The organism is Emticicia sp. (assembly GCF_049241225.1).
Taxonomy (GTDB): Bacteria; Bacteroidota; Bacteroidia; order Cytophagales; family Spirosomataceae; genus Emticicia.
Genome location: NZ_JBMLRC010000065.1, coordinates 13,866 through 26,299 on the forward strand (window position 1 = coordinate 13,866; position 12,434 = coordinate 26,299).

Below are 12,434 nucleotides of genomic sequence, written 5' to 3' on the forward strand. Positions count from 1 at the left end.
ACTATTGACTGTGGACTATAGACTGTGAACTATTGACCGTTGACTGTGGACTGTGAACTGTGGACCGTAGACTGTGGACTATTTATCTCACTAAATCCATTAATTTAATACGATTAGCTCTCGAAACTTGCAATGTTGCCCCGTTGGTCATTACTACATAGCCTCCTTCTCCTTTGACATATTTTTTTATGTATGCCATATTGACCAAATAAGATTGATGAATGCGTACGAACGGATGATTTGAGAGTAAAGCCTCTAAATCTTTGAGAGTTCGAGAAATCAAGATTTTTTCTTTGTTGGTCATGTAAATGCGAGAATAATTGCCATCGGCCTCGGCATAAACAATATCAGTTATCGAAATGAATTCCAGTCCTTCGGGAGTTGGTACAGCCACATTGGGTTTGTGGTGAATTCCGCCTCGCATATTAGCCAAAAGAAGTTCCAAGTTCTGTAAATCAACTTGCTTGTGTTGTTTCTGACGAACTTTATCAACCGCCCGAACAAGTTTTTCTTTTGATACTGGTTTTAGTAAATAATCAATGGCACAAAACTCAAAAGCCGTAAGAGCAAAGGCATCGTAGGCAGTACAAAATATAACTTCAAAATTGATTTTGGGGATTTTCAGCAGAAAATCAAAACCATTGATTTGAGGCATACTGATGTCCAAAAAAATCATATCGGGTATTAAAGTATCAAGTACTTCAAGGGCTTTTTCGGCCGATTGGCATTTAGCCAAAACCTTCACATCTGGACAGTAAGTTTGAAGTTCAATTTCGAGCGTATCCAAGCACCCTTTTTCGTCGTCAATTAGAATGGCGGTTAGCATATTATAAAAGTTTTTCGGGAGAGTGAAACTACAAAAAAAAACTGAATTTGTAATTATCTATAGAAATTGAGCAAACTTTTTGCAACAGAAATAAGTTGTATAAGTTATAAAAGTACCTATAATTGCAAAAAAGTATAATAATCAGAAAACTGTACATTAATTTATTGTTGTTACGACAAATATTTTTTGGTAGCCGATGCTTTTTGCAGTTTTTTTACTAATATTGTCACCGAATTAACAAAATAATTCATCAGCGAATTTCAATAAAACAAATGGGCGGAGTCCCGCATAATCTTAATGTTTCTTATGGCTGGTACAGCAGAAATAATACTTGACGGTAAAACATACCAATATCCCACCATCGAGGGTACAGAAGGCGAAAAAGCAATTGACATTGCCAAACTTCGTGACGAAACAGGCTACATCACTATTGATAGCGGTTACAAAAACACAGGTGCGACCAAAAGTGCAATCACATTTTTGGACGGTGAGTTAGGTGTTTTGCACTACCGTGGCTACTCGATTGAAGACCTTGCTGAAAAAGCCAATTTCTTGGAAGTTGCGTATTTATTAATTTATGGCGAATTGCCAACAACTGAGCAATACAATAAATTTGAAAATGACATTCGTACGCACACCATTGTGAACGAAGACATGCGTCGAATTTTTAATGGATTCCCAGTTAATGCACACCCAATGGGCGTTATGTCGTCGTTGGTAAGTGCCATGAGTGGTTTCTACCCAGATTCGTATGATGATAAAGCTCCAGACCGTACTGAAACTCACATCATCCGTTTGTTGGCTAAATTCCCAACTTTGGCTACTTGGTGCTACAAGAAATCGCACGGACACCCAATCAATTATCCGAAAAATTCTTTGGATTACTGCTCAAACTTCTTGCACATGATGTTCTCGCTTCCAGTAGAAGATTATCATGTTGACCCAATCGTTTCGGCAGCATTAAATAAATTATTGATTCTTCACGCTGACCACGAACAAAACTGCTCGACATCGACAGTACGTTTGGTTGGTTCATCGAAAGCAAATATTTACTCTTCAATCTCGGCAGGTATTTCGGCTCTTTGGGGACCACTTCATGGTGGAGCCAACCAAGAGGTAATCGAAATGCTTGAAGAAATCAAAGCCGATGGTGGTGATGTAATGAAGTTTGTAAACAAAGCGAAAGATAAAAATTCAGGTTTCCGCTTGATGGGCTTTGGCCACAGAGTTTACAAAAACTTCGACCCACGTGCCAGAATCATCAAAAAAGCAGCCGATGATATTTTGGGTAAATTGGGCGTAAACGACCCAGTTCTTGAAATTGCAAAAGGATTGGAAGAAGCAGCATTGAATGATGATTATTTCGTTTCAAGAAAACTATATCCAAACGTTGACTTCTACTCAGGTATCATCTACCGTGCGTTGGGTATCCCGACGAACATGTTTACGGTAATGTTTGCTTTGGGTCGTCTTCCAGGTTGGATTGCTCAATGGAAAGAAATGAGAGCTAACAAAGAGCCAATCGGTCGTCCACGTCAGATTTACACTGGTGCAACTGACCGCCCGTTTGTGCCAATGGCAGAGCGTTGATTTAGTGATTTTTGTCGGTTGATTAGTTATTAGTATTTGAAAATCAATCGATTATGACTATATGAAAAATGGGAGGCAGAAATGCTTCCCTTTTTTGTTAAGATTTTTTATCATATATTTCATTGCCGTCGGTTTTAACCGACGGATACTGTAAAGAAAACAAATATGGCTTTAGCCAAATCTTATATTTTAGCTAAAACCATATTTTGATGGTACCGACAGTTAAAGCAAACAGCAATTAATCTAAAAATATTTTGATATTTACTTCCTCGCCAAAATCTTCTGCATATATTTTCCCAAAATATCAAATTCGAGATTTACTACACTTCCCACACTTAGCTGATGAAAATTGGTATGTTCCCAAGTATATGGAATGATGGCCACACTAAAACCATTATCTTTCGAGTTTACAACCGTCAAACTCACACCATTGACACAAATTGAGCCTTTTTCTACCGTAATATTATTGTTTGCTGTATCGTATTCAAACGAAATTAACCAGCTACCATTTTGGTCTTCGATGGCCGTACAGACCCCCGTTTGGTCAACGTGACCTTGCACGATATGTCCATCAAAACGCCCATTGGCTGGCATACAACGCTCTAAGTTTACTTTATCGCCAAGTTTTAGTTTTCCTAAATTGGTTTTCTTGAGAGTTTCATCAATGGCGGTAACTTTATAAAATGGTGAATGATTAATGGTGGATGGTGAATAGGTATTTTGCTTACTGCCCACTGTTGACTGTGGACCGAGGTCTGTGGACTCTCCTAAACTAACAACCGTCAAACAAACGCCGTTGTGCGATACACTTTGGTCGATTTTTAGTTCATGAGCAATGCTCGATTCAAATGTAAAAGTAAGGTTTGTGCCTTCGGTATGAATATCTACTAATTTGGCCGTAGCCTCTACGATTCCTGTAAACATAATTATCTAATTTTTGAGCTGCGAATAACGGAAATTAAGGTCGGAAAAAGAACAGTTTTTTGCTAAAATTACTAACTTAGCAAATGGATTTTATCCATTTAATTAAATAACATACAAACCGTGCAAATATGTTTAAAAACAAAGTTTTTTTAGTAATAATGATACTCGGTATTATCGGAATCATGTTTTATTCGCTGAGTGGGTCTGAAAGTTATGCCGATACCGTGAAAAAACAGCGAGAGAAATTCTTACAAAACTTAATGGAAGAAAAAGATTCTCCGATTGCTTCGCTTAAAGATTTTTCGGGAATAAAATATTTCGATGCCGATAAAAATTTCATCATTGATGCTGATTTTAAGGCTGAAAGTGCAGGACAAGGAATGATTTTGATGACAGATAGCACTCAAACCGAAATCAAAAAAGCAGGAACAGCTACTTTTTCGGTCAATGGAAAGACTTTTACTGTAAGCCTTTTTGACGAAGGCGAACATCTTTTATTCCCGTTTAGAGATTTAACGAGCGGCAAAGAAACTTATGGCGGAGGACGCTTTATCAATATTCCGAAAGAAAGTCTAAATGATGAGAAATTAGAAATAGACTTCAATAATGCCCATAATTTTTATTGTGCTTATAACGAGAGCTACATTTGTCCGATTCCACCCAAAGAAAATTTCATTGATGCTGAAATCAGGGCAGGAGAGAAGAAGTATAAAGAGTAATTGTGTAGGACAGGTTTGTAACCTGTCAAATTTATTCATCAAACCAAACCATAGAAATCTATGAAAAAACACTTCATCAAAACCCTAATTTTTCTAACAATTAGTTCGTTGGCGTTTTCGCAAGAACTCAAAACCATCGAAGCCTTTACGGCTGGAATGGAAAAAAAAGAAGGCTTCCTAACCTTCTACTGGAATGCTAAAGAAAACAAAATTTGGCTCGAAATTGATAAATTCGATACCGAATTGCTTTATTATCCTTCGTTGGCACAAGGAGTTGGTTCAAACGACATTGGTCTTGACCGTGGTCGTTTGGGGCAAGAGCACGTCGTGAAGTTCCAACGTACTGGCAACAAAGTATTGATGGTTGAGCCAAATTATGCTTACCGTGCCATTTCAAACGACCCACTCGAACGCCGAGCCGTTGAAGAGTCTTTCGCAAAGTCGGTTCATTTTGGTTTTGATGTAAAAGCCGAAAGTAATGGCAAAGTTTTGATCGATTTAACGCCATTTTTATTGCAAGATGCCGTAGGTGCTGTGCAAGATATTGCTCGTACTCGACAAGGTAATTATCGTTTTGATGCTTCGCGAAGTACGGTTTATTTACCTCATTGTAAAAGTTTTCCGAAAAATACAGAGTTTGAAATGACCATTACGCTCACGGGCGAAAATGCAGGACAATATCTACGTGAGGTTGTGCCAACGGCTTCAATCGTGACAATGAATCAACATCATTCGTTTGTAGAACTCCCCGATTTATCAAAAAATGAGTTTAAAGCTCGTGAATATGACCCACGCATTGGCTACGGTGGAATCGAGTATTTTGATTATGCCACGCCGGTGAGCGAACCAATCATGAAACGCTATATTTCTCGCCATCGTTTGCAGAAAAAAGACCCAACCTCAATGATTAGTGAAGCCGTTAAGCCAATAGTCTATTACATGGACCCTGGTGCTCCCGAACCAATTCGCTCAGCTTTGATGGAAGGGGCTGCGTGGTGGAATCAGGCCTACGAAGCGGCTGGTTATAAAGATGCTTTTCAAGTAAAATTGCTGCCGGCCGATGCCGACCCGATGGATATTCGCTATAATCTCATTCAGTGGGTGCATCGTAGCACACGTGGGTGGTCGTATGGTGCGAGCATCATTGACCCACGCACTGGCGAGATTTTAAAAGGAAAAGTTACACTTGGTTCGTTGCGTGTGCGTCAAGATTTTTTGATTGCACAAGGTTTTTTGGGTAATTACGAAACCGATTCGTCGAAAGTTAAAGAAATCATGCAAATGTCGCTCGACCGCTTGAAACAGTTGGCCGCTCACGAAGTTGGGCATACTTTGGGTTTACCGCATAATTATATTTCAAGTACGGCTGGTCGTGCTTCGGTAATGGACTATCCGCACCCGTTGGTTGATTATGCCAATGGTAAATTCGACCTTTCTCGTGCTTATGCCATGGGAATTGGAGATTACGATAAGGCATCTATCATTTGGGGATACCAAGATTTTCCAGCAACTGTTAATGAGAAAGCTGAATTAGAGAAAATCGTGCAGAATACACTTCGTAAAGGTTTACGTTTCTTGACCGACCAAGATGCTCGCCCCGAAGGTTCGGTGAGTCCGACCACGCACTTGTGGGATAATGGAGCAGATGCCACCACCGAGCTGAAAAGAGTAATGGAATTACGTAGAATTGCTTTACAGAATTTTAACGAAAAGAAAATTACAAAATCGACTCCGATGGCCAATCTGGAAGAGGTTTTAGTGCCAATGTATATGTTCCATCGTTTCCAAGTAGAAGCAGCATCGAAGGTATTGGGCGGAGCAGATTATAATTTTGCTTTGCGTGGCGATGGTCAAGTAGTTTATGAGCCAGTGTCAGCTGCCAAACAACGTGAGGCATTTAATGCTCTGATGGCAACGCTTACTCCTCAGTTTTTGGCCGTTCCTGAGCATATTCTAAAAATGATTCCTCCACGTGCTTTCAGATATGATGCCAATCCAAGAGAAACTTTCAAGCGTCATACAGGACTTGCATTCGACCCACTTGCTCCTGCCGAAGCGGCTGCTGGATTGACTTTGAGAATGATTCTGAATCCAGAACGTTGTTCGAGACTCGTGAGCCAAAGAGTATTGAAAGCAGATTTGCCAACTTTCTCAGAAATAACGAAAGAAATGAATAAAAAGCTGTGGAAGAAGCCAGAAATGGTTGATAATATGAGTTATTATGCTCAAATCGACCGAATGGTAGCGATGCAATATCTTGACCATCTGATGAAACTGGCAAATAATAAGGAAACAGCCTCAGAAGTACGCATGAACGCCTACGCAGCCATTGATGATATTAAGACTTGGGTTTCTGGGAAATTGTTCGATGGAGGAGGTTTTGCAAGATTAGCATTGTTGAAAATCAAACAATTTGAAGAAAATCCAGAAGCAGTGATTTCGTCGAATGCACTTACGCCACCTGATGGTCAGCCGATTGAATCGGGTTATGATTGGTTAGGTACTGAGTGTGAATGGTAACCCCCGACCCCTAAAGGGGAGTTTAAAAAAAGGCTTTCAAAAACATAGTTTTGAAAGCCTTTTTTTACATTACCGTGGACTATTGACAATCGACCATTGACTAACAACGTCACCTAATTTCTTTCTTCGCAATTGTTCCCAATTCTTGCCACGTCAGGTCAAATGAAATTGGTCCGTAAGCATAAGCTGCTGCTTCATAAGGATTGTACATGAAAAGTAGCCCTGTTTTTGTAATGGCAATATTAGCAGGTAAAAAGAATGGATTACCCCAGAAATAGCTTGCTCGGTCGTATTCAAAGTCGTTGTCTTTGGCAAACGCTTTTTGGCTTTTCTCAAACTTTAGTTCGGCAATTTTCTTCAAAGCAGTAGTATCAGAAACTATATCGGTAAGTTTCAGTAAATCGCCAGTTTGGGCATTGAAATTCAGATAAGTAATGTTAGAATTTCCGTGAGCTCCGCCCGTAAAAGAATAAACTTGGTAATAAATAGAAATTACTTTAGGTGAAATCAAGAGCGTATCGCCCGAACCTTCGTAATCCCAGCCCATGAGTGGCATATCATCATTTTCGGCGGCTAAATCTTCAAATTCTTTCACAAAACCTTTAGCCAAACTTTCAATCGAACCAGTTTTTGTGGTTTGCACAGTATCATCTATGCTAAAAGTTTGGTCTTTCACCATTTGTTCAATCTGAGCATTGATTTTGCTGATTACGGCTTCATTTCCACCTACGAGTTTCGGATATTTTACACTAAAACTTGTAATAACGGTATCGCCATCTTTCGTGATTTTAGGCGGTGTTTTAAGGCTATAAGTTACACTATCAACTTTTATTTCGGCTGAAGCTGTTTCAGTTGTAGTAGTTTCATTTTTACTCTGACAAGACGCTAAAGCGATTATTGACGCAAACAATAGGAGGAGTTTTTTCATTGATATTAATCTAAGGCAGGTTTATAATGCTTTTTAAATTTAATCTTACGCTGCCATTGCATAAGAGGTGTTTCCAATGTATTTCTTTAATTCATCATTTAGTTCTACTAATAATTTTGCTTTCATTTCTTCATATTGTTCTTTCATAAATTGGATACCACCTTCTTTTGAATGAAGCAAAATCATCGAATTGAGTTTTTCGATTTGATGAAGAATATCAATGATTTTATAATCTTTATTGTTTAATTCGAGTGATTCTTCCATGATATTTTAAAATTTTATTTCTATAAATCCTTTTTGAAATGATTTGCCACTCTGATTTTTACGAGTTTTTGAGAACCAATCTTTCCAATAGAAAATATCGGTATCCGTAAATATTCGATGCTTGTGGTTTTCAGGATATTCTATTAAAAAATAAACGTCTAAGTTTTTATAATCTTGTCTTATCGTGGTTTTGAAATTACTAAATGCTAACCCATTGATTTCGAACCATTCATACTTTATGAAAATTAAGCAATCAATATCATTAGGACTTACTTTTTGAGTTACGAAACTCCCATTTATCCAAATACTGAAATGAGGATAGATTTTTGAACGAAATTCTTCAAGAAAATGCTCAAAATTAGTGAGAATTTGATGCCGAGTTGAGTCCTGTGGGAAACTTTTGATAAAGTTTTTTACAAATTCTTCATAGCTGATTTCTATATTGCTATATGGTGTTAAGTTTCCTTTTTCGTCAAACTCTAACATTATATTTTGAATGTTATCATTAGTTGTCCAAATATATAGCTTTTCGTTGAAATTTTATTTCTTTCAATCAAACATAAAAAGAAGGTGTCTAAAATAAATTTAAACACCCTCACTCATTGATGAAAGAAAATTCAATTACTCAGGCGTATTATACAAAGCCACATTGGAGATGATTGGTTTTGCAAAAGCTTCATCAAACACAATGCGGAGTTCTTTGGCGGTTGTTGTCGGGAAATAAACAATTCTTTTATGCCCGATGGTCGTCGCAAAAGTTAGGTTTTTCCATTCTCCATTGAGTTTTGCTTGTACATAGAATTTTTTCACTCTCTGCCCATAACGTATGTCTTCTTGCACCACAAAGCAATTGAAAGTTTGTGGCTTCGTAAGCGTAATATCGTAGGTGTCTTTGCTAAAATCTTTTTTGAAATTACCTGCAGTCAAGAGATTATTTTTGAAATAAGTATCTCTCATTTTCTTGAAATCCATCAAGGCTTTTTCATCGTTTTCATGAATCAGACCACGGCTATCAACTGGAATATTCAATAAGAGATTTGAGCCACGCCCCACCGATTTATTCCAAATATTCATCAATTCTTTGTCGGTTTTTACTTTATTGTCTTCGTTTTTGTGATAAAACCAACCTGGACGAATCGATACATCACATTCGGCAGGAATCCAGTGCGTGCCTTTTTCATCACCAACATTTAGATGTTCTGGTTTATCATACGCAGGGAAAAGTTTATCACCATTGATAGTTGCCCAACAAGTTTCGCCAGCAAAACCGTTTTCATTTCCAACCCAACGAATATCAGGGCCAGCATCGCTAAAAATCAATGCGTGCGGTTGGTAAGTTTTTACGGTTTTGTTAAACAACGGAAAGTCATATACTTGGCGTTTGCCGTTCGGGCCTTCACCGTTTGCACCATCGAACCAAACTTCAAATAAATCACCGTACTGAGTTGTAATTTCTTTGAGCATATTTACATACACTTGGTTGTATTCAGGTGTACCATAAGTTGGATGATTTCTATCCCACGGAGAAATATAAAGTCCCATTTTTAGTCCATATTCTTTGCAAGCGGCCGATAATTCTTTTAAAACATCTCCTTTACCGTTTTTCCATTTCGATTCTCTAACGGTGTGGGTTGAATATTTACTCGGGTATAATGCAAAGCCATCGTGATGTTTGGCTGTGAGGATGATGCCTTTCATGCCCGCTGCTTTGCAAATTCTTGCCCATTGACGGCAGTCGAGTTGAGTTGGGTTGAAAATCTCTTCTTTTTCGGTGCCATCGCCCCATTCTTTATCAGTAAACGCATTCGGTCCAAAGTGAATAAAAGCGTAATATTCCATATTATGCCATTTCACTTGGTCGGCTGATGGTGTTGCACCGTAAGGTTTAGGGGTTTGGGCAAAAGCAAGACTGTTGATGAAGAGTAAAATGAGGATTTTTTTCATTTGATATTTTAATCGGATAAGGTTTAAGAATACAAAAATAGAAAATGCGATTAATAATCTGCTAATTTTATCTTAATTCATAGTTGTTTTACCATTAGATTAGAATCCAGCATTTATAAAAAAAAAACAGCATGCAATCTGAAATATTGCATGCTGCTGAGAATTTGATTTGGGGTATGTTTTTATTAGATTGGGCTAAATGTACATACATTTCCTGAAATAGTAGCCCCAGCACCAGTAGAGGCTGTTACTGATGATTTTACACTTGCGGCACTACGAGGAGCAACTGTGTAAGGAGGCGTAAATGCTGTACCAACACCTGTTCTATTGCCGCTTACATTTGTAAAAGTACAGTTTTTCACTTGAAGAGCCGTTTGGCCACCCACCAGATAAATAGCATCTTTTGCATTTTCAAAAACATCGTTTTCTGCTAAAATATTTGCTTCTTTACCTGCCATAATACATTTACTTGCATTTGAGCTATTGAAAAGACTATTAATAACATGTACACGACCAAATCTTACGCGTGGCATACGCTCTACACAACCCGGACCCCACCAGCAACTGGCAAACGTCACGCGGAGTGTTCCTCTATCTGCGGTTGCACTATCCGATGAACCAATCAGATTTGAAAAACGATGGTCATCAGCACCACCAGGCCCACCCGGACGAGGAGCTTTTAAATAATTAAACTTAGTCCATGAAACAGTGACAAAGTCTGAAGTATTTTTTATATCAAGATTACCATCAACTCCGTCTCTGAATTCGCAGTGGTCAACCCAAACATTTTTACAAGCATCAATTACGGCCAAATCCCACCCATCTACATCGTAAGCACCAGGGCCCTCGAAAATGAGATTTCTGATGAGTAAATTATTGACACGTTTGATGCTTAAAATACCCGAACCATCTTTCGTTTGGTCAGTCGAAACTAATCGAGCTCCTGCGGCACCATAGATAGTTTTCCCTGATTGGTCTTGAAATAAAATTCGACCTGCTGCTGGAATGGTGATAGTTCCTGTAACTCTAATAACTTTTACTGCTGAATTCTGAACCGCAGATTTTAGTGCAGCATACGTGCTTACTACTGTTTCGGCAGATGTTCCACCTCCTGTAGTGCCACCATTTTGTGATGCCCAGCCTTGAGCCCCACAAGTAGCTGTAATTTTTAAAGATCTCAGAGCATTACTTGTGCTGATTTCGGTTTCAGATTCCGAAACCGCTTTCGGAGATTCAGTGATAGTCTGATCCTTTTCGCAGCTAAAAATTAAGCTAGAAAGCCCGAAAAGTGCAGTGGTTAAAACTAGTTTTGTTTTCATTTTGATTGTTTTTTTGAGGTTTAGTTAAGTTTAGAAAAATATAAAAATTCTAATATTTGCAAAATTTCATTCTCATAGTACCTTATGTTTGAAAAATCAATTTATATATTAGAATAGTTCTAAAACGTTTCAAATCTAAGTCAAGTAAATATAAATATCCAAATAAAAAATTAAATAAATCTATGCAATCGTTCCCGATAACGTTCCCAATAATTAGATTTTTAGTTTGTTGTAATATAACTTTTTTAATATGTTTGCTAGTTTGATTAGATGTCAATTTTACACTTATTGTTGAAAAAGCATATGAGTACAGGAAGGAAAAATGAAAAAATATAATTCATAGGCTGTAGGATTGCTTTTTTATGAAAGCCTCTAGAAGTTTACGGATACGAACGGAATATCTTTGTTTAGTTTAGGTGCATCTAAATATTTATAGTTATTGAATTGTATTCGGAACCAAATAAGTGTCAATATTAATTTTTTAAAATAGAGAGCTAATGTATGGAAGGTAAAATAGGTTTTACCTTATCTTTGTTTCCTATTCATCTATGACAAAACCTTAATAAAATGAAAAAAAGTATTCTATTCTTATTTATTCTTTTAACTCCCCCATTGGGGGTTGGGGGGCTGTTCGCCCAGAAAAAAACACCAATCACCATTGCTTCTTATAATCTAAGATACAATACTCAAAATGACGGAATTAATGCTTGGCCAAACCGAAAAGAATTGGTAAAAGGACTGATTCGTTTCCATGAGTTTGATATTTTCGGTATTCAAGAAGGCTTGCGTGGGCAACTCGATGATATTGCCGAAATGGGTGATTTTGCATTTCTTGGGAATGGCCGAGACGATGGTAAACAAGGCGGAGAACATTCTTCGATTTTTTACCGCAAATCTCGTTTTAAAGTTTTAGAATCGGGTGATTTTTGGTTGAGCGAAACGCCCGATGTGCCCGGCAAAGGCTGGGACGCTACTTGCTGCAATCGTATATGTTCGTGGATAAAATTCAAAGATTTAATGACCAAAAAGAGCTTTTATGTTTTCAATGTGCATTTCGACCACCAAGGAGTAGTGGCACGTCGTGAGTCAGGAAAGTTGATGGTGAAGAAAATTCAAGAAATTGCCAAAGATGCATCCGTAATTCTGACAGGAGATTTCAATTCTACGCCAGAAACTGAGCAGATTCAGCACATTCAGACACTTTTGAGCGACTCTAAACAAGTGTCTCAGACGCCAGCTTACGGCCCCGAAGGAACATTCAATGGTTTTAAATTTGATGCCCCATTAAAGAACCGAATTGACTATATTTTTACGAGTAAGCAAGTAACTGTATTAAAATATGGCGTTTTGACTGACTCATTTGAGCAACGCTATCCATCTGACCATCAGCCAGTTGTGGT

11 protein-coding genes are annotated in these 12,434 nt (G+C 38.0%); 4 read left to right on the forward strand and 7 right to left on the reverse strand.

All coding sequences use genetic code 11. The features are described 5' to 3' along the window. Positions 1 to 82: 82 nt before the first annotated feature. Positions 83 to 826 carry a LytR/AlgR family response regulator transcription factor gene (locus ACOVO2_RS04375; protein ID WP_421768790.1) on the reverse strand — a complete coding sequence of 248 codons (744 nt, stop codon included), beginning with the start codon at positions 824 to 826 and terminating at the stop codon, positions 83 to 85. A 306-nt stretch (positions 827 to 1,132) separates the two neighbouring features. Here ACOVO2_RS04375 and ACOVO2_RS04380 point away from each other — a divergent pair, with 306 nt between their 5' ends. After that, the gene (locus tag ACOVO2_RS04380; RefSeq protein WP_421768791.1) at positions 1,133 to 2,416 is read left to right on the forward strand and encodes a citrate synthase; all 1,284 of its coding nucleotides are present in this window, start codon (positions 1,133 to 1,135) and stop codon (positions 2,414 to 2,416) included. Positions 2,417 to 2,677: 261 nt separating this feature from the next. On the opposite strand, the gene ACOVO2_RS04385 is transcribed toward ACOVO2_RS04380, so the two are convergent. Continuing rightward, positions 2,678 to 3,340 carry a riboflavin synthase gene (locus tag ACOVO2_RS04385; protein ID WP_421768792.1) on the reverse strand — a complete coding sequence of 221 codons (663 nt, stop codon included), beginning with the start codon at positions 3,338 to 3,340 and terminating at the stop codon, positions 2,678 to 2,680. Positions 3,341 to 3,468: 128 nt separating this feature from the next. On the opposite strand from ACOVO2_RS04385, the gene ACOVO2_RS04390 reads away from it, so the two are divergent. Together ACOVO2_RS04390 and ACOVO2_RS04395 are read left to right on the forward strand one after the other, a co-directional pair. Continuing rightward, entirely contained in the window at positions 3,469 to 4,059 is a 591-nt protein-coding gene (locus ACOVO2_RS04390) for a DUF1684 domain-containing protein (RefSeq protein ID WP_421768793.1), read from the forward strand. Positions 4,060 to 4,119: 60 nt separating this feature from the next. After that, the gene (locus ACOVO2_RS04395) at positions 4,120 to 6,579 is read left to right on the forward strand and encodes a zinc-dependent metalloprotease (protein ID WP_421768794.1); all 2,460 of its coding nucleotides are present in this window, start codon (positions 4,120 to 4,122) and stop codon (positions 6,577 to 6,579) included. Positions 6,580 to 6,688: 109 nt separating this feature from the next. Here ACOVO2_RS04395 and ACOVO2_RS04400 read toward each other — a convergent pair whose 3' ends face one another. The 5 genes from ACOVO2_RS04400 to ACOVO2_RS04420 form a co-directional block, all read right to left on the reverse strand. Next, positions 6,689 to 7,507 (reverse strand): DUF3298 and DUF4163 domain-containing protein, encoded by an 819-nt coding sequence (locus ACOVO2_RS04400; RefSeq protein ID WP_421768795.1) that lies wholly within the window; start codon positions 7,505 to 7,507, stop codon positions 6,689 to 6,691. 45 nt (positions 7,508 to 7,552) lie between these two features. Further along, positions 7,553 to 7,771 (reverse strand): hypothetical protein, encoded by a 219-nt coding sequence (locus ACOVO2_RS04405; protein ID WP_421768796.1) that lies wholly within the window; start codon positions 7,769 to 7,771, stop codon positions 7,553 to 7,555. A gap of 6 nt (positions 7,772 to 7,777) precedes the next feature. Beyond that, positions 7,778 to 8,257: a DUF6932 family protein gene (locus tag ACOVO2_RS04410; RefSeq protein ID WP_421768797.1), complete on the reverse strand. Its 480-nt coding sequence runs from the start codon at positions 8,255 to 8,257 to the stop codon at positions 7,778 to 7,780. Positions 8,258 to 8,392: 135 nt separating this feature from the next. Continuing rightward, the gene (locus tag ACOVO2_RS04415; RefSeq protein ID WP_421768798.1) at positions 8,393 to 9,715 is read right to left on the reverse strand and encodes an alpha-L-fucosidase; all 1,323 of its coding nucleotides are present in this window, start codon (positions 9,713 to 9,715) and stop codon (positions 8,393 to 8,395) included. A gap of 185 nt (positions 9,716 to 9,900) precedes the next feature. Continuing rightward, positions 9,901 to 11,034: a pectate lyase family protein gene (locus ACOVO2_RS04420; protein WP_421768799.1), complete on the reverse strand. Its 1,134-nt coding sequence runs from the start codon at positions 11,032 to 11,034 to the stop codon at positions 9,901 to 9,903. Positions 11,035 to 11,601: 567 nt separating this feature from the next. On the opposite strand from ACOVO2_RS04420, the gene ACOVO2_RS04425 reads away from it, so the two are divergent. Beyond that, positions 11,602 to 12,434 (forward strand): endonuclease/exonuclease/phosphatase family protein (locus ACOVO2_RS04425; RefSeq protein WP_421768800.1); only part of this gene is annotated, 833 nt, incomplete at its 3' end.